24 protein-coding genes, 5 pseudogenes and 1 riboswitch are annotated in these 19,528 nt (G+C 42.4%); of the genes and pseudogenes, 10 read left to right on the forward strand and 19 right to left on the reverse strand.

The window, feature by feature from the left end; all coding sequences use genetic code 11:
• Positions 1-68 precede the first annotated feature (68 nt).
• The 7 genes and pseudogenes from KUH03_RS37390 to KUH03_RS37420 all read left to right on the forward strand — a co-directional run bounded on the left by KUH03_RS37390 (position 69) and on the right by KUH03_RS37420 (position 5,188).
• On the forward strand, positions 69-1,157 hold the full coding sequence (locus KUH03_RS37390; protein WP_257089763.1) for a DUF1553 domain-containing protein: 1,089 nt from the start codon (positions 69-71) through the stop codon (positions 1,155-1,157).
• A gap of 220 nt (positions 1,158-1,377) precedes the next feature.
• Positions 1,378-1,470 (forward strand): annotated as a pseudogene (locus tag KUH03_RS37395) (hypothetical protein); the annotation flags it as partial.
• 200 nt (positions 1,471-1,670) lie between these two features.
• Positions 1,671-2,875: pseudogene (locus KUH03_RS37400) on the forward strand (DUF1501 domain-containing protein).
• Between the two features lie 33 nt (positions 2,876-2,908).
• Entirely contained in the window at positions 2,909-3,697 is a 789-nt protein-coding gene (locus KUH03_RS37405) for a sugar phosphate isomerase/epimerase (protein ID WP_257089765.1), read from the forward strand.
• Between the two features lie 90 nt (positions 3,698-3,787).
• Entirely contained in the window at positions 3,788-4,126 is a 339-nt protein-coding gene (locus tag KUH03_RS37410) for a DUF2231 domain-containing protein (protein ID WP_257089767.1), read from the forward strand.
• On the forward strand, positions 4,123-4,539 hold the full coding sequence (locus KUH03_RS37415; protein WP_257089769.1) for a c-type cytochrome domain-containing protein: 417 nt from the start codon (positions 4,123-4,125) through the stop codon (positions 4,537-4,539). Before KUH03_RS37410 ends, KUH03_RS37415 begins: the two co-directional genes overlap by 4 nt.
• A gap of 121 nt (positions 4,540-4,660) precedes the next feature.
• On the forward strand, positions 4,661-5,188 hold the full coding sequence (locus KUH03_RS37420) for a hypothetical protein (RefSeq protein ID WP_257089771.1): 528 nt from the start codon (positions 4,661-4,663) through the stop codon (positions 5,186-5,188).
• A 157-nt stretch (positions 5,189-5,345) separates the two neighbouring features.
• Here the strand turns inward: KUH03_RS37420 and KUH03_RS37425 are convergent, their stop codons facing one another.
• The 9 genes and pseudogenes from KUH03_RS37425 to KUH03_RS37470 all read right to left on the reverse strand — a co-directional run bounded on the left by KUH03_RS37425 (position 5,346) and on the right by KUH03_RS37470 (position 9,944).
• Positions 5,346-5,657, reverse strand: a complete 312-nt coding sequence (locus tag KUH03_RS37425; protein WP_257089773.1) for a hypothetical protein — start codon at positions 5,655-5,657, stop codon at positions 5,346-5,348.
• Positions 5,654-5,992, reverse strand: a complete 339-nt coding sequence (locus KUH03_RS37430) for a hypothetical protein (RefSeq protein WP_257089776.1) — start codon at positions 5,990-5,992, stop codon at positions 5,654-5,656. Before KUH03_RS37430 ends, KUH03_RS37425 begins: the two co-directional genes overlap by 4 nt.
• Positions 5,989-6,171, reverse strand: coding sequence for a hypothetical protein (locus KUH03_RS37435; protein ID WP_257089778.1), 183 nt, complete (start codon positions 6,169-6,171; stop codon positions 5,989-5,991). Before KUH03_RS37435 ends, KUH03_RS37430 begins: the two co-directional genes overlap by 4 nt.
• A gap of 145 nt (positions 6,172-6,316) precedes the next feature.
• A complete protein-coding gene (locus KUH03_RS37440) occupies positions 6,317-6,613 on the reverse strand; it encodes a hypothetical protein (RefSeq protein WP_257089780.1) in 297 nt (98 codons plus the stop codon).
• Positions 6,614-6,774: 161 nt separating this feature from the next.
• On the reverse strand, positions 6,775-6,903 hold the full coding sequence (locus KUH03_RS37445) for a hypothetical protein (protein WP_257089782.1): 129 nt from the start codon (positions 6,901-6,903) through the stop codon (positions 6,775-6,777).
• Between the two features lie 145 nt (positions 6,904-7,048).
• Positions 7,049-7,297: a hypothetical protein gene (locus KUH03_RS37450; protein WP_257089784.1), complete on the reverse strand. Its 249-nt coding sequence runs from the start codon at positions 7,295-7,297 to the stop codon at positions 7,049-7,051.
• On the reverse strand, positions 7,288-8,079 hold the full coding sequence (locus tag KUH03_RS37455) for a hypothetical protein (protein ID WP_257089786.1): 792 nt from the start codon (positions 8,077-8,079) through the stop codon (positions 7,288-7,290). The genes KUH03_RS37450 and KUH03_RS37455 overlap by 10 nt, the downstream gene beginning before the upstream one ends.
• 97 nt (positions 8,080-8,176) lie before the next feature.
• Positions 8,177-8,515, reverse strand: a complete 339-nt coding sequence (locus KUH03_RS37460) for a hypothetical protein (protein ID WP_257089788.1) — start codon at positions 8,513-8,515, stop codon at positions 8,177-8,179.
• Positions 8,516-8,566: 51 nt separating this feature from the next.
• Positions 8,567-9,944 (reverse strand): annotated as a pseudogene (locus KUH03_RS37470) (sugar porter family MFS transporter).
• A 64-nt stretch (positions 9,945-10,008) separates the two neighbouring features.
• On the opposite strand from KUH03_RS37470, the gene KUH03_RS37475 reads away from it, so the two are divergent.
• A complete protein-coding gene (locus KUH03_RS37475; protein ID WP_257098089.1) occupies positions 10,009-10,206 on the forward strand; it encodes a hypothetical protein in 198 nt (65 codons plus the stop codon).
• A gap of 159 nt (positions 10,207-10,365) precedes the next feature.
• Positions 10,366-10,740, forward strand: coding sequence for a GntR family transcriptional regulator (locus tag KUH03_RS37485; RefSeq protein WP_257097718.1), 375 nt, complete (start codon positions 10,366-10,368; stop codon positions 10,738-10,740).
• Between the two features lie 52 nt (positions 10,741-10,792).
• On the opposite strand, the gene KUH03_RS37490 is transcribed toward KUH03_RS37485, so the two are convergent.
• The 3 genes from KUH03_RS37490 to KUH03_RS37500 are packed head-to-tail and all read right to left on the reverse strand — an operon-like array spanning position 10,793 to position 11,828.
• Positions 10,793-11,158 carry a hypothetical protein gene (locus KUH03_RS37490; protein WP_257089792.1) on the reverse strand — a complete coding sequence of 122 codons (366 nt, stop codon included), beginning with the start codon at positions 11,156-11,158 and terminating at the stop codon, positions 10,793-10,795.
• A 17-nt stretch (positions 11,159-11,175) separates the two neighbouring features.
• Complete coding sequence (locus tag KUH03_RS37495) at positions 11,176-11,685, reverse strand: hypothetical protein (RefSeq protein WP_257089793.1); 510 nt, start codon at positions 11,683-11,685, stop codon at positions 11,176-11,178.
• On the reverse strand, positions 11,682-11,828 hold the full coding sequence (locus tag KUH03_RS37500; protein WP_257089794.1) for a hypothetical protein: 147 nt from the start codon (positions 11,826-11,828) through the stop codon (positions 11,682-11,684). The genes KUH03_RS37495 and KUH03_RS37500 overlap by 4 nt, the downstream gene beginning before the upstream one ends.
• Positions 11,829-12,605: 777 nt before the next feature.
• Here KUH03_RS37500 and KUH03_RS37505 point away from each other — a divergent pair.
• Positions 12,606-14,789 carry a GH92 family glycosyl hydrolase gene (locus KUH03_RS37505; RefSeq protein WP_257089795.1) on the forward strand — a complete coding sequence of 728 codons (2,184 nt, stop codon included), beginning with the start codon at positions 12,606-12,608 and terminating at the stop codon, positions 14,787-14,789.
• 308 nt (positions 14,790-15,097) lie between these two features.
• On the opposite strand, the pseudogene KUH03_RS37510 reads toward KUH03_RS37505, so the two are convergent.
• From KUH03_RS37510 to KUH03_RS37530, 7 genes and pseudogenes are all read right to left on the reverse strand, one after another.
• Positions 15,098-16,277 (reverse strand): annotated as a pseudogene (locus tag KUH03_RS37510) (homoserine dehydrogenase).
• A gap of 39 nt (positions 16,278-16,316) precedes the next feature.
• On the reverse strand, positions 16,317-16,685 hold the full coding sequence (locus KUH03_RS47295; protein ID WP_373564557.1) for a hypothetical protein: 369 nt from the start codon (positions 16,683-16,685) through the stop codon (positions 16,317-16,319).
• A 142-nt stretch (positions 16,686-16,827) separates the two neighbouring features.
• Positions 16,828-17,007 carry a hypothetical protein gene (locus KUH03_RS47300; RefSeq protein WP_306429289.1) on the reverse strand — a complete coding sequence of 60 codons (180 nt, stop codon included), beginning with the start codon at positions 17,005-17,007 and terminating at the stop codon, positions 16,828-16,830.
• Positions 17,008-17,030: 23 nt separating this feature from the next.
• A complete protein-coding gene (locus KUH03_RS47305; RefSeq protein WP_306429290.1) occupies positions 17,031-17,357 on the reverse strand; it encodes a hypothetical protein in 327 nt (108 codons plus the stop codon).
• Between the two features lie 27 nt (positions 17,358-17,384).
• Positions 17,385-18,694, reverse strand: a pseudogene (locus KUH03_RS37520) (O-acetylhomoserine aminocarboxypropyltransferase/cysteine synthase family protein).
• Positions 18,695-18,804: 110 nt separating this feature from the next.
• Entirely contained in the window at positions 18,805-18,939 is a 135-nt protein-coding gene (locus KUH03_RS37525) for a hypothetical protein (RefSeq protein WP_257089796.1), read from the reverse strand.
• A gap of 10 nt (positions 18,940-18,949) precedes the next feature.
• Positions 18,950-19,062, reverse strand: a riboswitch (SAM riboswitch).
• Positions 19,063-19,264: 202 nt separating this feature from the next.
• Entirely contained in the window at positions 19,265-19,519 is a 255-nt protein-coding gene (locus KUH03_RS37530; RefSeq protein ID WP_257089797.1) for a hypothetical protein, read from the reverse strand.
• Between the last annotated feature and the right edge of the window lie 9 nt (positions 19,520-19,528).

Consider the following 19,528-nt stretch of genomic DNA (forward strand, 5'->3'; position numbering starts at 1 on the left):
TGGTTTGCTTTTCGCGAAGATTTTCCTCTCGGGAAACCGATGGAAAATCAGCATCTGCAACGTACCTTTTGCAGCTCGTCAATCTACAGCCCGAAGGTGTGCCTGTTATGATCGAAAACCCGAAAGATATGCAGCGGAAAACCAATGTATTTATCCGTGGAAATCGTTTGTCTCTGGGCGCGGAAGTACAACCCATGGTTCCGGAATCACTGAATGATTTTCCAAAGGGAGCTCCTCGAAATCGTATGGGCTTCGCACAATGGATTGTTAGTAAAGAAAATCCATTGACTGCCCGAACTTTGGTTAACCGTGTCTGGGCACAGCTCTTCGGTCGGGGATTGGTTGAACCTTTAGGTGACATGGGGACACAGAGTACACCTCCGATTCATCGTGAATTATTGGATTATCTGGCCCTAGATCTTATGAACGGGAAAAAATGGAGCATGAAAAAATTGGTCCGTGAGATCGTTCTATCGGGTACCTATAGGCAGTCGTCAACGTTAAATAGTGACAATGTACAAAAAGATCCACAAAATTATTATTTGGCAAGGGGACCAAGATTCCGACTTTCTGCAGAGCAGATCCGCGATCAGGCTTTGGCCGTCAGTGGATTATTAAGCAATAAAATGTATGGACCGAGTGTCATGCCTTATCAACCGGATGGTGTGTGGATGACGGTGTATAGCGGTGAGTCCTGGGTGAAAAGCGAAGGCGAAGATCAGTTTAGACGCGGTGTTTATACCTTCCTAAAACGCACCAGCCCTTATCCTTCCTTTGTTTCCTTTGATGCATCCAGTAGGGAGGTCTGTCTGGTTGATCGTATACGGACAAATACACCGCTACAGGCTTTGGCGACGCTCAATGATCCGGTATATCTCGAAGCTGCAAAACATTTGGGCGAGATCATGGAGCGGGAAGGCAAAGGAAATACAAAAAATAGTATCGGTGCAGGCTATCGAAGAGCGATGCTCCGGGAGGCTGATCCCAAGAAGATTGCTGATCTCGAATTGCTCTACCAAAAGCGCTTGCCGAATTTAACAAAACACCAGCTTCGGCAGCGAAATACCTGGGCGGTGATTTGGCAAAGGACAATAACAAAAACTGTCATCCAAAGCCGCTTACATGTTGGTAGCAAATGCCTTATTGAATTTAGATGAGTTTTTGACAAAATCATAAGGAATAGACACAAAGATAATTGAAGTGAGTGAGTGAGTGAGTGAGTGAGTGAGTGAGTGAGTGAGTGAGTGAGTGAGTGAGTGAGTGAGTGAGTGAGTGAGTGAGTGAGTGAGTGCGATGGACGGAAGCTTAAAATAATAGATAAACTAAGATAATAGTAGGTTCTTGATAGAATGATGCTGTTACAAAAGATTTACTTGAATGAAAGATCTGAATAAACTAATTGAAGAGGCACAGCAATCTGAATTGAAGGCTGTGACAAGAAGACATTTTCTGAAAGATTGCGTCGCTGGTATCGGTGGTATTGCACTTGGAGGCCTATTGGCAAGTTGCGGCGGATGGGATTCATCTAAATCTAAAGGGAGTCTGGATCTCAATGCCCTAAATCCATTGATCCCTAAATCGCCACATTTCCCGGGCAAGGCCAAAAGTGTCATCTATCTACATATGGCGGGAGCCCTTCACAGCTTGAACTCTTTGACTATAAGCCTGCATTGCAGAAACTGCATAATCAACCCTGTCCACAATCACTTTTGGCAGGTAAGAAGTTCGCCTTTATTCGAGGGGTGCCTAAAATGTTGGGACCACAGGCTACCTTCAAGCAATATGGTCAAAGTGGCGCTTGGGTATCCGATCATTTACCACATTTCAGTAAGGTAGTTGATGATGTTAGTTTTTTGAAAGCTGTTCATACCGATCAGTTTAATCATGGACCGGCACAGTTGTTTATGCATACCGGGAGTGCCCGTCTGGGCCGTCCGAGTATCGGTTCATGGGTGACCTATGGTCTAGGCTCTGAAAATAGCAATTTACCAGGTTTTGTGGTGTTGACTTCTGGTGGTAAAACACCAGATGCGGGAAAGAGCGTCTGGGGAAGTGGCTTTCTACCGTCGGTTTATCAAGGAGTTCAATGTCGTTCGAAGGGAGATCCCGTTCTGTATATTGCTGACCCTGAAGGGATGGATCGGGACATGAAACGAAATCTTATTGATGCGATCAATAATGTGAATAAAACGGAGTATGACACATTTAAAGATCCAGAGACACTGTCCCGGATTGCCCAATATGAAATGGCCTATAAAATGCAGGTTGCAGTACCTGAGGTGATGAATATCAATAACGAACCAGCTTATATCCATGAGTTATATGGTACCGAACCGGGAAAGGAATCTTTTGCCAATAATTGCCTATTGGCCCGCAAGCTCGTGGAGCAGGGGGTACGTTTTGTCCAGTTATTTGATTGGGGCTGGGATAGCCATGGTACCAATGCATCGGACTCCATAGATCTTGGATTTCGAAATAAATGTCGGGAGATTGATCGTCCGATGACGGCACTGATTTTGGATCTGAAACAACGTGGTCTACTCGAAGATACATTGGTGGTCTGGGGCGGCGAGTTTGGACGCACACCAATGCAGGAGAACCGGGATAATAGTGATATGCCATTTTTGGGTAGAGACCATCATACCGATGCCTATACCATTTGGATGGCGGGGGCGGGGTGCGCAATGGTATCAGTTATGGACAAACGGACGATATCGGTTTTGCGGGTGTTGAAGGAAGGGCTTCCGTACACGATGTCCACGCAACCATGCTCCATCTCCTTGGCTTTGACCACGAAAAATTTACTTATGAATTTCAGGGCCGACCATTCCGTTTGACGGATGTGGAAGGTGAACTTATACAAGCGATTATTTAAATAATGAAACGATTCCTATTACTAATACTTCTGATGGCCAATTTTTTTACACTTTTAGCTCAGAAGCAAGAGAAACTACATATCAAATATTATTGTACCAATTGGGGAAATGCCGATTCCTGGGATCGGTTTTGTGAACGTGTTAAGAAAGCAGGTTATCAAGGTGTCGAAGCCTGGCTACCCGGAGATCTGAAAGAACGGAAGGAAATGATTGATGCCCTACAAAAATACGGTCTGAGCTTAGGCTTGCTTTCTGGTGGTTCTGGAGCTTCCTTCGAACAGTACCGTGAAAGCTTTAAACGTAATCTGGAAGAAGCTGCAGGTATGAAACCTGATTATATCAACTGCCATACAGGTAAGGAATATTATTCCTTTGAACAAAATAAACAATTGATCGACATTGGGCAGGTCGTCATGGAAAAACAGCATGTTCCGGTATACCATGAAACGCATCGTGGTAGATTTAGCTTTGCAGCGCACCTGACCAAAGATTACTTAGTAAAGATTCCTTCTTTAAGGCTTGCTCTGGATATTTCACATTGGTGCAATGTACATGAGTCCCTGCTCGGTGACCAGCAAGAAGCGGTAGCTTTGGCGCTCGCCCGGACAGAACATATCCATGCCCGGATCGGACACCCTGAAGGACCACAGGTCAATGATCCTGCGGCACCAGAATGGAAAAATACCGTCGATCAACATTTGGCCTGGTGGGATGAGATCGTTAAGCAGCATAAACAAAATGGAGCTAAGGTGCTGACCATCACGACAGAGTTCGGCCCGGCAGGCTATCTGCCAACACTACCTTTACGCAGCAACCCGTAGCTGACCAATGGTCGGTAAATGTATATATGTTGAACTTACTCAAAGACAGGTATAAAGAATGATGGTTTTCCTTGAAGAATTGATGGCCTTTTGGGACGCTTTCATCCCATCTTAGTGCATTTACCCATCGGAATTTTATTGATCGCATTTGTGATGGCATTTTTGGAGCTATTCAAGAAGGAAAATCCATACAGGCCTGCGATTAGGTTATCCTTGTTATTAGGTAGTATAGCAGCTGTATTTGCGGCGCTCTCAGGATTTCTGCTTTCGCGCAATGGTGGTTACGAAATACAGGTGCTCAATTACCATCAATGGTTGGGCATTGTGGTGGCGGGATGCAGCATACTGCTCTATATGCTCTATCGTGAAAAAAGTGAAACGTTGCAATGGTCAAAAAGATCATTAGGTTTCGCTTTTGGTTATTTTTGATCCTGGTCGTATTGCTGGGAATCACAGGACACTACGGTGGCACCTTGACACATGGCAAGGGTTACTTTATTGAGGCGATGCCGCAAGCAATGAAAAAGACTTTTGGCATGAAGGAGAGCAGTGAAGAGGTATTAATCGTTGAGAATGTACAAGAGGCCGCTGTATATGACGGTATTATTCAGCCTATACTCAAGCAGCGTTGTCAAAGCTGCCATGGTGATCGCAAACAGGAGGGCGGTTTGGCCTTACATACAAAGGAAAGCCTGCTAAAAGGGGGAGAGAATGGTAAAGTACTGGTCGATAACAAGTCCAAAGAAAGTGAGCTGTATGCACGATTGATCTTACCGGAAGGGCACAAAAAAGAATGCCACCAAAAGGACGTACACCAATCAGTCCTGACCAGATCAAATTGATCGCCTGGTGGATTGACCAAGGAGCGAACTTCGATAAAAAAGTGAATCAACTTACACAGACAAAAGAAATTGCAGCAATATTGAAAAGCTAGAAACAGGGGAGCAGGAAGCGTCTCCGGTATTGTATGCAGATTTTCCCAAAGCACCCGATTTACCAAAGGATAAAGTCGATGCCTGGCAGGCAAAAGGTATTAAAATCATTCCTGTGGCTAAAGAAAACAATCTCGTGCTGGTCAATGCCATCAACTACCCACAGTTTAATGATAAGGATCTGCAAGATCTGTTGGCCATTAAAGAGAATATCGTTCAGCTGAAACTTGGACATACCGCCATTACAGATCAGGCATTTTCTACGATAAAATCCATGCCTGTCATCTCGCGTTTGCATCTCGAGAACACAAAAGTGTCCGATGAAGGTTTGTCACAATTGAAAGGACTGCAAAAGTTGATCTATCTCAATCTAGTGGGAACAAAAGTAACCGCAAAGGGTTTGTCAAATTTGAAGGATATTCCTAATCTGAAAAATGTATACATCTATCAAACGGGAAGCCAGGACAGTACGGCCTTAAAAGCATTACATGGTAAGGTTCGCATCGACACAGGTAATTACCGATTGCCATTTATCGCTACAGATACAGTCAGGTTCTAGCGATGATAAAGTACAGACCAAGTCGTATGATCCATTGACGATAATACGACTGAATAGATACTTAGTCTATACTGAAGCAATACTTAGTCAATACGTAAAGGGTATTGGAGACCTGACTTGTAGTTATTGGAAAGAAGCGATTGGAGGAGGATAGCGTTTATAGAATATTTGGAAAGAGGGGTAGGGAATGCGAACAAAATTGAATAAAAATAGGGAGTCCGATCTTTTCGGACTCCCTATTTTTATTTGTCGTGTATAAATACTGCGGGTTATTTCCTGTATTTTCCAATAGACTGATCGCATCGTAAAGTACACCAGCCTCGCCTCTGAAAGTTCCCGAACCTTCAGGTTTATTGTCTTTGGTATACCATTCGTAGAAGCCTTTATTTTTAATAACACGTGCCAACATGGGCTTGATCTGCTCGTAGGCTTCCTGTTGGAAACCATTCTTAACCAATTGTTGGATCATTCTTCCCCAAACCAGGTCCAGTCTCCACCATTTTGGTAACCATAAGGATACATGCCTTTGTTTTTGAAGAAACCCGCTGGGTAGGTCGGATATACCGTTAGACCAATGGTAGCAGCACCTGCATCCTTTACATTTTTGATCATCTTGTCCAGAGATGTTTTGATCTGCTCTTTGCTGAGCAGGTTCGCTTCAATGGCAATCGCAGTTCCACCGTGGTAGTAAATCTGGTTTTCATCAAAATCTTTCGGAAATGGCGAACCTTTAATATAAATATGTGGAATGAATTTTTGATTTTTATCATCCCAAAGATGTTTCATCGTATTGCTTGCGATCATCTCTCGAACCTTGCCCCATTTCTCCTTTTCTCAGGGAAAAGGTCAATGTAATTGTCCAGTGCAATTAAAAACATCGCATTATCGTAAATGTCCAGTGCAATATGTGAGCTTTCATCTAAATGTACGCCCCAATCATGTTCGGGTTGTACATCACCCCAATCAACCGTTGTGGCCCCCATAATAATCCGTATGTGCTATTGTAGCGTTTATCCATTAGGAATTGCAAAGCCTGTTCCATGCGATCTTTTACACTCGTTTCGCCGATTTTCTGTGCCAGAAAGGAACTGTCTTTGGTTGCGATGATATATTTGTGTACCGCCTGGATCAGGGATGTTTCTGATCGGTTTCCACCGTGTTTTTATGTCCTGCATATTCCGCTGCCAGGGATTCGTGATTGTATAATAGTCGGAAACACCATTCTTTAGGCTGGATTTTTGACAAAGCCATCAGCGATATTGCCATCGGCACCCTGCAATTTAAAAAATATGCCCAACTGATCTTTGATCTGATCATGGGGTGTACTTTGGTCGCCAAGGTAATAAAGGTATTGTAATCCCTGATCCACACCTCACTATAGCCGTCCCCGGCGTTGAACCCAGCTTTGATAACATTGGTCGCCATATCTTTAACGAGCTGGAAGCTACTATCTTGGGAGCATGCTGCGCTGTGTTGCTGCCTGTAGATTTATTTCCCCGCCATTGCAGGATAAGATTAACAATGAAGTAGATAGCGCGAAATATAAATTTCTCATGATGCTGTTTTTTATCGTTAGTATACTTAAATTAACATTTAGAGTCTTTGACAAAAGACTGTATGACCTTCGCTTGGCTAGCTCCCAGATTACGGAGTGAATAAGATTTCGCAGCCGCGGGAACAGCAAATGTCTCTGCATAATGGAAGATTCTTTTCATTCCATTGGCAGTCGTCAGTTCTACGGCTTCCCCTCAACGAGCATCATAATATGGCATTGCCCCTTTGTTTCAATGCGCACTTCATCTTCAAATTCGTACCTGAAAACATCATAGAAATGATCTTCATGCGTCGGTAAATGTACTTTTATCGACTGTGTATCGAGTACATCAATTTGAGGTTGTGACAGGAGCGTGTTTTTACAACTTCACCTTTCCGGTTAAAGTTGAGGTTGGAGAAAGCTCTGTCAATATTCAATGGACGTGGTTTACCATCTAAATCTGGACGTACCCAGTCGTACATCTTAAAGGTATAGTTATACGGGGTAGCACTGATTTCCAGCACAAGGTTATTTGTACCTGAAGAGTGTACAGTACCATGTGGAATCAGATACAACTGATGCTTTTGTGAGTCAAATTTTTGGACGTACTTGTCAATCGCAATGGGCTCACCTGTATGGAAGCTCTGCTCAAGCACAGTACGGAATTGGTCGGCATCAATATCCTCCTGGAATCCCAGATAAACCTGAGCATCTCCTTTTCTGTCAACGATGTAATAGGATTCGTCCTGTGTGAAATTTTCCCAAACTCCGTTTTGGCATAACTTGGACTAGGGTGGCACTGAATCGAAAGATTGCCGCCATCAAAAGTGTCAAGAAAGTTGAACCGGATTGGGAACTCAACATCAAAACGTGGCTGTGCAGTGCCCAATATATTTGAACTCTCCTGAAACATTAGTTGGTCAAATGAAATTTCGAGCACCTGTCCATTGCTTTCAAGTAATATACCATTTTCGGGGACGATCATCTCAAAAGACCAAGCATAGTTTTTTGCCTGCTGATCGATGCCCGTTAAATGTTCCTTCATCCATTGTCCGCCCCAGACTCCAGGTTCAAATGTCGGTCTTACCCGAAAATAATTTTCGGACATGGCATGTAAGGTTTCTTTTAAATCGTTTCCTGAAATCCAGGGTAGATTTTCCAGGGACAGTTGATCGGCCAGGATCTCCACCCGGGGTAAGATTGTCCGCTTGTGTCGGTTGAGGAGCTCCCAGTCGACAAAATAGTAGCGTTTGTAAAGTTCTTTTTGACTCGTTTGCTTAGCACAAGCCAAATTCCAGGCCTGCCCGGCACGCATCCGTTGGATAAGCACATTTTTGGGCAGATCGATGTACATCACTTTACTGGAGTTATCCAGAAGTGCTGCTCCCGGACCGTAAAAATGATATATTCATCTGCAGCTGTATTATTTAGGATTTCCTCAAAAGCGGCCAACTTTACAGTATCAAAGTATGCTGCCAGTTGGGGGCGCTTTTTCCGAATAATGGATCATTGCCACCCAGATAGGGGGCAACCTTCTCCTGAATGCTTGACTCAGGTAAGAATGCCGTTTCCATAGAAACAAACCGTACTGTTAATCCCCGTTTAACAAATTCCTGCTGAATCTGTGCCACTGGTATTTCCCAATTTATGCCGACAAATCCATCTATGCAGTGTATATCATGTTCGATCAGGTGATCGACCAACTCATGATATGAGTTTGACAATTTGCCCTGAACTGGAAATGTAGGTAAGATGTTGTATTGAAAAGATGTCGTTTGAGTATTGGAATACATAAGATGTTATTTATTGCGTATTTAAAAATTGACTGAATTGATATGATGTTTTTAAAATGATATTATGCGTTTTGATTGCTGGGATTTTTTTGATTTTTCAATCCAATATTTTTCGATATCTTCCAAAGGTTTTCCCTTTGTTTCAGGTAGATAGCCCAATACAACGATAAAAGCTATTGCGCAGAAGAAAGCGAATAACCAAAAGGTATAATGGGCACCCCATGATGCAAGCAAAATCGGAGTCAGCTGTCCAACGATAGCATCGGAGATCCACATGACCATAATGCTTATCCCCATTGCGCGCCCGTATGGCATTGGGGAAAATTTCAGCTGCCACCACAAATTTCAATGGACCGATAGAAAAAGCAAAGAAAAACAAGAATGAGAGGATGGAAACAATCAATGCGACATTATTTGTCTGTTCCAGACTGAAAAGATAGCCTGTCACGATCAAACTGATGGTCGCACCCAATGTACCTAAAATATATAAGGGTCTTCTTCCCCAATTGTCTACCTTCCAGATAGCAAAGCAGGTAAATAAGACATTTGCAGCGCCAAAAAACAATTGTGCGTGATAGGAATTAGCTAAAGAGATACCCGATTCAAGGAGGATACTAGGCCCGTAATAGACGATCGCATTGATCCCACTGAGTTGAGAAAACAAGGGTAAGAATAATCCCAGGAGAAAAGCTCTGCGGTAAATAGGTGAAAACAAATCGCGGATATTTCCTTTGGCTGGACTTGGCGAATCATGTAGATCTGTCAGACCAAGTTTAGCGCTAATGACAGCAACCTCTTCGCTGCGCCCATTTTTTGCAAGCCAACGTGGACTTTCGGGAATAAAATAAACACCCAAGCAGAGTAGGATAGCAGGGATTGCACCAACTAAAAACATACCGCGCCAAAGTTCTGTCTGTGGCAATGAATGCAGTTGGAGAATAAAGTAATTACTAATATAAGCGATCAGAATACCAAATGTGATCGCCAGTTGATAACAGGTAACCGATCTGCCTCTGAATTTACTGGGTGATATTTCGGCAAGATAAAGAGGCACGACGATAGAAGCGATGCCCACACCTAGTCCTCCGATACCCCTGCTCAGAATCAATAAAGTATAGTTGGGACTAAATCCACAACCGATCGCAGATAATAAGAAAAGTAAGGACGCAACAATGAAGGCCTGTTTACGACCGTATTTGTCTGTAAAAGATCCCGTAAAAAATACACCTATAATGCATCCGATCAGTGCTGAACTAACAAAAACACCTTCCTGTGCTGGTGACAGCCCGAAAAACTGCTTAACCAATGGCAAAGCTCCGGCTATAACAGCCATATCGAACCCGAAAAGTAGCCCCCAGTGAAACGATGCATAAAATAATGATAAAATTCTTAGACATACCTGGTTTATAAGTTTTATATGTATATACATACAAACATATATCTATTTTTTTAATTATGCAAAAATCTTATTTTAGCCTAAGCAATATTATGTAATGAATTTAAAAATAGATCACAAAAGTCCAGTTCCGCTGCATATACAAGCAGAAAATCTATTGCGGGAGTTGATAAAACAGCCGGAATATATTGAGGGGAAGATGTTGCCCAATGAAATAGAACTGGCTAAGCGCTTGGCTATTTCCGCTCCACGTTGCGTCTGGCGATTAATAAGCTGGTATATGAAGAGCTATTGATCAGAAAGAAGGGGATCGGCACCAAGGTTGCCAGTTCCAAATTCAGTTCGAAATCAAAAATTGGCTGAGCTTTTCGCAGGAGATGAAGAATCGTGGGATTGAGGTCAAGAATTTTGAACTACACGTGAGCTGGGTAGTGCCTGATAAAGCCATTACAAAATTTTTGCTGTTGATGAGGATCAAAAGCTGTTGAAATTGGAGCGATTGCGGGGAAAGAAAGATGATCCATTCGTCTATTTCATATCTTATTTCCATCCACGTATCGGTTTGACGGGCGACGAAGATTTTAAACGTCCTTTGTATGAAATATTGGAAGCTGACTATCATGTGGTGGCTGATCTTTCGCAGGAGGAAATTGACGCTATTGCGGCAAATAAATTTATCGCAGATAAACTCGAAATTAATATCGGGGATCCTATTTTGTCACGGAAGCGATTTGTTTTCGATCAGTCTGGAAAGCCAATTGAATATAATCTGGGATTCTATCGTGCAGAAAGCTTTACCTATACAGTTGAAAGCCGAAGAGATTATTAAAATATGAAATGATCCAGTAGCGGCAAGCTAGTGGATCATTTCATTTATAGCATTATTGCTGTTGAGTAGCCGTTTCCGATGCCCACTGGTTGATCATTGCGATGGCTTTGCTCAATACACCTGCCGAACCTTTGAATTTCCCGGATCCACTTGGGACGTCGTTTTTTCCGTACCATTCATAAAAACCTTTATTCTTGACCACACGATCAATCATTGGCTGTAATTCATCATAGGCTTCCTGATAGAAACCATGTTGGATAAGCTGCTGAATCATTCTTCCGCCAAACCAGGTCCAGTCACCACCGTTTTGATAGTGATAAGGCTCAGCCATCCAACCTTTGAAAAATCCAACGGGGTAGGTCGGATAAAGTGTAAGACCAATACTTGGCATCCCGGAGAGACGTACATTTTCGAGCATCTGCTTATTGACAGTTGCTATTTCGCTCCGTTTGAGCAGACCCGCTTCAATCGCAATTGCTGTTCCGCCATGGTAATGAATCTTATTTTCATCGAAACCTTTAGGGGAGGGGGGATGATTTTGGATAGATATGGGGAATAAATTTTTGCCTTTTTTGATCCCAGAGATAGCGTCTGCTGTTTTTTTAAGCTCTTTTTAAAGGCCTTCCAGTCAGCGGTTTTCGCTGCATTGGGTTGTATTTCAATCAATAGCTGTAGGGCAATGATGAGCATGGCATTGTCGTATACGTCAATGGCTTCATTTGAAAGTGCGTTCCAATCACAGCCAAAATCGTCATGTGGTTGTACATCACCCCAATCTGCAGTCATTGCACCCCATAGCAGATTATATTTTGTATTGTACCGCTCTCGTTTGAGGTAGTCCAGCATAAGCTGTATACGTTCTTTGACGGAAAGCCCACCGACCGATTCGTCAAGAATACTGTAGTCCTTGGTTTTCTGTATGTATTTGCCCAGTAACTGAATCAAAGAGCTCTCTTGGTCAGTCTCGACCGTATTTTTAAACCCAACATGGCCGGGGGCATTTTTAGAATAATAGGGGTATCGTCATGCCAGGTAAAATCTTTCTTGAGCACATAACCGTCGACCATCTCACCGTTAGGCTGTTGCATTTGGAAAAACAGGAGAATAGCACCCCGGACATCGGCAGGCGATCTTTCCTCCAGTGCAGTTTCAATAAAAGTATTGAGATCCCGTGCCCAGATCTGCGAATAGCCACTTCCGGCATTAAAACCTTCTTTGATGACCTGTCGGGCTAAACTGTCTACATATTTTAACTTTTTATCGGCTAAAATGGCTTGTGCGAGCTTAAGTTCTGTCCCTTTGATGGTACTTTTTGCTGGGCGGACAGACTGCTTCCGAATAAAATAAATGTAAGACTAAAAATGTCAGTTTTCTTTTCATGAGAACTATTGTTATTAGTTGAATTGTTGAAGCATTTCAGTAGCCTTTACGTACGATTGGTTTAATAAGAGTGATGATCGCTGATTTTAGATTGGCCTTGCTGAATTAAAACTTCTTGGTTGTCGTTTGTTATGTATGTACAAACAAAAATATAAAAATAACCATCGTTTTAAGCTTTTTATAGGATCTAATTGGGATGGTATTTAAATTTTTACAATCTGATGGTGTTTTTAGCTCTGTCTGTTACCCGCTTTTTTAATAAATTATACCTTAATGTTTATACATAGTTTATTTTTCGTAAGTTTGTTTTTGAACCTAATTGACAACAATGGCAAAGCGACTCATATTTTATTTTTTTGCATATTCTTCAGTGTAAACTGTGTGCAGGGACAAGGGAAGACTGATTTAACCTCACTGGTAAAACCGAATATCGGATCTGTTCATAGCCGATATTTTTTTACACCCCAGCGGCGGTCCCCTTTGGGATGGCAAAATTGGCACCAAGTACCGATGGAAGTTATGGTAATAAGTCTGGTTGGGAAGCGGTGGGCTATGATGATAGACACAGCTCGATCGAAGGCTTCGCGAATTTTCACGAATTTCAGGTGGGCGGGATTACCTTTGCACCTTCGGTAGGACAGCTCAAAACAGTTCCGGGTAAATTGGATCAGCCACAAAGTGGTTATCGGTCGTCATTTGATAAGAAGGACGAATTTGCCACCTCAGGCTATTACAGCGTGAAATTGAAGGACTATGCAGTCCTGGCGGAACTGACTGCAACCAAAAGAGTCGGCTTCCATCGTTATACCTTCCCAAAAACAGATGCCGCTAATATTATATTTAATATTGGACATGTCATGGGAGAAAGCGGTCCAGTGGTGGATGCGGAGGTAAATTATGATAAGCAGTCTGTATGGGGTTATGTGGTCACTAACCCTGTTTATGTGCAGAAATACCAGCCGGGAGCCACTGTAAAGATGTATTTCTTTGCGGAGCTCAGCAAGTTGCCAAAATCCTATGGAACATTCCAGGATTCGGTGATTTTTAAAGAAAAGAAAACGATACAGGGAAAGGGTGCCGGGGTATTTCTTCGGTTCGATACAAAGACCGATGAATCCATTACAATCAAGACAGGTTTGTCCTATACCTCAGTAGACAATGCGCGATTAAACTTGCAGCAGGAGGCCAAAGATCTGACATTTGATCAAGCGAAGACGGAAGCGCTCAAGACCTGGAATAACGAACTGGGAAGGATATTGGTGGAAGGCGGTAAAGAAGCGGACCGCGTAAAATTTTATACAGGATTATACCATGCCCTGCTTGGACGGGGACTTGCCAGTGATATCAATGGGGCTTATCCCAAAAATGATGGTTCAGTTGGCCAGATCGCTTTAAATGCGCAAGGAAAACCGATACATCAGCACTATAATACAGATGCGATCTGGGGAGCATTTTGGAACCTGACACAGCTTTGGTCGATTGCCTATCCAGATTATTACAACGATTGGGTACAGAGCCAACTCTTGGTATACCGCGATGCGGGTTGGCTTGGTGATGGTATTGCCAATAGTAAATATGTCTCCGGTGTGGGTACTAACTTTACGGGATTGGCGATTGCTGCTGCCTATAATGTCGGAATCCGGAATTACGATACGAATTTTGCTTATGAAGCTGTGCGAAAAAATGAACTTGAATCGCGCGGACGGATTCTGGGAGCTGGTAAGCTCGATGTTGGGGTATTTGTCGATAAAGGTTATTCACCCTATATCCAGGACAATACTGGTAGTCCTGAATTATTGACCACCGGATCACCTTTTGGTGCTTCCCATACGTTGGAATATGCATTCTCGGCCGCTGCTGCAGCACAATATGCAAAATCACTCGGCCGTGATGCAGACTACAGAAAACTTCATGAACTTTCAGCTGCCTGGAAAGGATTATACGATCCATCGACTAAATTCATGCGGCCAAAAGACAGTTTGGGGAAATTTATTCCAAATTTTAATCCTTATCAACCTTGGCGTGGTTTTCAGGAAGGTAACGCCTGGCAGTATACGTTTTATGTGCCACACGTTCCACAGGAATTGGTTAAGCTCGTCGGAAAGGATCTATTCAATCAACGCCTGGACAGTATATTTACAGTATCACAAAAGAATGTTTTTGGTGGTGGAACCCACATCGATGCCTTCGCCGGAATTGAAAGCTTATATAACCATGGCAATCAGCCCAACTTACATATCTCCTGGTTGTTCTATTTTTCAGGAAGACCCGACCTCAGTCAAAAATGGGTACGGGCTATTTCAAACGAATTTTATGGTACCGATCCTATACACGGTTATGGCTATGGGCAGGATGAAGATCAAGGCCAATTGGGCGCTTGGTACGTACTGTCAGGTATCGGTTTATTCGATGTGAGAAGCTTAACAACTGAAAACCCTGCCTTTCAGATAGGAGCACCTCTGTTTGATAAAGTGACGATACAACTGCCCAAAACTTTACGAAAAAACAAATTTACAATTCAGGTTAAAAAGACGGATCCGGATAGTTTTTACGTTGGTCAGGTCCGATTGAATAATAAGCCTTGGACTGGCTGGCAGCTTCCTTTTGAACAATTGGTGAAAGGCGGGGTAATGACCGTGCATTTGAAAAGCAGCGCCAGTACAAATTAAGGTTTGGTCATGGCAGTACTTGCTAATGAATAACAGTAGTTGGCCACAAAGTAAAAGCTAACCTTTCCGGGACCGAAGAATTTTAAAAAATGACTTCAAGGAATATATAAAACAAAACCTTCAGGCTTTCACAAATACCAATAGCGCTGAAAATCGATTGAAGGTTCCTTCTGGTCAATAAACCGAACGTAGCGCTTATTGATTCCTTAATGAAAAATACGAATCAATAAAAAATATGCATTTTAAAAAAATAGGGGTGTCCAAATTTTTTGGAACACCCCTTGAAGGTAGGTTGGTTTGTTGATTGCCTACGCGATCTCAGCAATGAAATTGCCCCCTTTGTCCAAATCCGCCTTGTGAGCTGCAATTTGTTGAAGATTAATAGAGCCAATAACATATTTGAAATCTGCTGCGTAATATCTTTCGGTGATCTCACTGAAATTTAATTTCTCAATCAGTTGATCGTCAGTGTATCTTAAATAAACCTTGAGCAGATAATCTTGGCTATAGTTTAAGGCACTGGACTCTAAATGCTTTTTATATTCATAACGGTAACCATAACGTAATGCGGCAATATCCGACAATACTGCCGAACCGGTAGGGTGGCCACCCGCACCTTTGCCATAGAAGAATTGCTCATCCGCAAAAGCAGCTTTGACCAATACACCGTTATTTTCATTTTCTACATTGTACAACATGCTTTCTTTACCTACTAAACGAGGAAGTACATACAGTACGACTTTATTGCCGTCGATCTCTTTGGCTGTAGGGATCAACTTGATTTTTAAGTTCTTTTCCTTTGCGAAGCGAATATCCTGTTGACCTAATTTGTCAATACCGATGTTGAAGACATCATTTGGTTTGACATAGATACCATAAGCATGTGAAGCGACGATACAGACCTTAAATTTAGGGTCATATCCGCCAACATCAAGGGTAGGATCTGTTTCCGCAAAACCCAGCTCTTGCGCTTTTTTAGCGCATCTGCATACTGTTGGTTTTCATTAAAGACTTTCGAAAGAATGTAGTTTGAAGATCCGTTGAATATACCGCTGACCGAATGCAAAAGCTCATTGTCATAGTATTCTTCCAAGTTACGGATAATGGGAATACTTCCACAGACAGCGCCCTCATAAAGTAGGCTGGTGCCATATTCATGTTGAATATCTACCAACTCTTCTAGGTGACTGGCAATCATTTTTTTATTTGCAGACACCACATTTTTGCCTGATTTCAATGCACGTACAGTCAGTTTGTAAGCAGCTTCGGCATCATCGATCAGTTCGACAACAGTGTTGATCTCTGGATCCGCTAGGATTGTCTCAGGATCTGTTGAAAACAGATCCGCTGGTAGCGTACGTTTTTGTCCGCATTTTTGATGACAAATTTCTTGATTTCCAGATTCAGATTTTTGGTTTTGATAATGTCGTAGAGACCTTGGCCTACCACGCCAAACCCAAACATCCCTATCGTTAATTTATTACTCATATCTCTTCTTAAATTCTCTTATATAATTGTTTACTTCTCTTAGACTAATTCGTTGATATACGCTTTTTTATTCTCTAAAAAATTATGGATAATAGCCGTCAGTTTTTTTGTCTCTATCAAAAATCCGTCATGGCCATAGCTTGACTCGATCTCCTGATAAGTTGCATTTGGAATATGCTGCGCTATAAATCGCTGTTCAGCTGGTGGGAACAATACATCCGTATTGACAGCCAATACCAGTGTCGGACAGCTGATTCCGTTCAATGCTACTTCCAAAGAAGCCCTTCCCCGGGCTAAATTATGACTGTCCATCGCCTTTGTTAGGTAGAAATAGCTATACGCATTGTAGCGTTTAACAAGTTTTTCGCCTTGATAATTTTGATAGGACGCAGCTTTGTATCCATTCACTTTGTTGTCATCCTCATCCCGTTGTGTATGGTCGTAGGTGATATAATTGCGATAGGATAGCAGCGCAATCGAGCGGGCAACTTTAAGACCTTTTTACCACCATCGGGATGGTTGGCATAGAAGGTACGGTCTGCCGTAATTGCTAAACGCTGACTTTCATTAAAAGCAATGCCCCAGGGGAATGTACCGCATTGGTGCCGACAACAATGAGTTGATTGATGGCGATTGTGTTGGATGCGGCCCATTCCAGGGCCTGTTGGCCACCTAGTGAGCCGCCAATTAAAACCTCAAGCTGATTGATATCCAGGTGGGCTGCGAGCAACTGATGTGCATTGACCAGATCTTTTACCGTAAACTCCGGAAAGGATAGGTAATAAGGCTGACCCGTTGCCGGGTTGATGGATAGGGATTGCTGCTACCGTAGGCGGATCCAATTACATTGGCACATACAATATAGTAATCATTCGGATTAAACAGATCATTTGCACCAAATAGGCCCGGCCACCAGTCCAATACATTCGCATTTGCCGTCAGGGCATGACAGACCCAAATCACGTTACTGCGATCAGCATTGAGTTCACCAAATACCTCGTAGCTAATCTGTAAATCGACAAATTCTTTCCCGTTTTCAAATACAAAGGGCTCGGGATGTTGATAAATATGCCTGCTCATTACGCTTAAATTTATGGATGTACCTGATTATTTGATCTTATCGAATGCTTGTTGTAGGTCGGCTTTGATATCATCAATATGTTCGATTCCTACAGAAAGGCGCAATAATCCCGGAAATACACCCGCATTTGCCTGATCTGCATCACTTAACTGTTGGTGCGTCGTTGCAGCAGGGTGGATGATCAATGATTTGGTGTCACCTACATTGGCCAGATGGCTGATGAGCTCTAGGCTGTCGATAAAAGCATTTGCTTTTTGAGCAGCATCACCTTTCAACTGGAAGGAAAGGACAGCACCATAACCGTTTTTGAGATATTTTTGGGCATTGGCAAAGCTCGGTGAACTTTTTAATCCTGGATAATTTACCTTCTCTACCTGTGGATGTGCTTCAAGCCATTTGGCAACCTCTAAGGTGTTGTCCACATGGCGTTGCACGCGCAATGACAGTGTTTCAAGTCCTTGTAACAATAAGAATGAATTGAATGGCGAAAGTGCTGGGCCAAAATCACGTAGACCTTCAACACGGGCGCGTATAGCAAACTGAATATTGCCAAATGGTCCTTTTTCACCAAATACTTCAGAGAATACTAAGCCATGATAGCCCTCGGATGGTTCGGAGAATTGTGGGTATTTTCCATTGCCCCAATTGTAATTTCCGCCATCAACGATGACACCACCAATACTTGTGCCATGACCGCCGATCCATTTTGTTGCGGATTCAACGACAACATGTGCGCCATATTCTAATGGTTTGAACAGATAACCTCCGGCACCGAATGTATTATCAACAATTAAAGGTAAATCATATTTTTAGCAACAGCAGCAATTTTTTCAAAGTCAGGAATGTTGAAACTAGGATTGCCGATGGTCTCCACATAGATTGCTTTGGTTTTATCGTCAATAAGCGCTTCAATTTTATCTGCTTCGGCATCAGTCGCAAAACGGGCTTCGATACCCAAGCGTTTGAAAGCAACTTTAAACTGGTTAAATGTACCACCGTATAGGTTAGAACCAGCCACGAAGTTATCACCGTTTTCAAGGATATTGTTTAAGGCGATAAATTGTGCCGCTTGACCCGAAGCAACAGCTAATGCCGCAACTCCACCTTCCAACGCCGCAATACGTTGTTCAAAAACATCCGTCGTGGGATTCATGATCCGTGTATAGATATTGCCAAATTGTTTCAGCGCAAATAGATTGGCTCCATGTTCAGCATTCTCAAATACAAATGAAGATGTTTGGTATATAGGTACCGCTCTGGATCCAGTAGTTGGATCTGCCACTTGGCCAGCGTGAACTTGTAGCGTCTCGAATTTTAGATTTTTGTTGGAAGACATAATATATCAGATTTTAAGGGTTCAAAAAAATGTTAACAAGGAAAAAAGGAAGCATACACACCTGCTAAAGGTCTGTTAATATCGTTATCCAGGAAAAAGGAAAATGATGCTTAACAAGTTGGGAGGTGCATATGCATGCGCATTCGCATAGACATGGCAATGCTATGTGTTGCTCCTTTACCTGTTAGTTGGTTCGTCTGAAATGAACCTAAATTGTTGATGGTTTTCTGTAATGTAATAATCATTGTCTTATTTCATTTATATGCTCCAAAACGATATTGCTTTGGACAGGATTTGGCACCTTTTCAACCAAATTGAAGGTTGCCAGTGGGTCATAGAGCCAGTCTCTCGCCACTTCTTTATAAATCAAGACCTGCTGATTAAGGAAGGTGTTGATTAGAAATCTTCATCTGAAGACACTGCAAATATAAACTTCTTTTCTATTAATGCAAAAGAAAAACAATTTTTAATTAAAACTATCTGGTAAATACATGTTCTCAATACCTTACAGAAATATAGGCTAAGTTGAAAATCATGTGGTTATTTACTTTTTAAGGGAGGAATTGCACCTTATTTTTTACTGCCTGAGATATGTTCCGCAATTTGATCCAAATCGGTCAATAACGGCTTTAACTCATCTATTCTGACATAGATGTCGTTGTGCAGGGCTTCCGGATTCTTTTTACTGATGGAAATGGACAGTCCGACCAGATGCGAATTGATGCGATAGGAGAGTGCCTGAAAATGGTGAATATGGGACCAGTCTATCCATTTGTGTTCAGGCTCTTTCTTCATTTGGTTGATGGAGTCCGAAAATAGGGCCATCGCTGTTTG

It is taken from the genome of Sphingobacterium sp. E70 (assembly GCF_019285695.1).
Taxonomy (GTDB): Bacteria; Bacteroidota; Bacteroidia; order Sphingobacteriales; family Sphingobacteriaceae; genus Sphingobacterium; species Sphingobacterium detergens.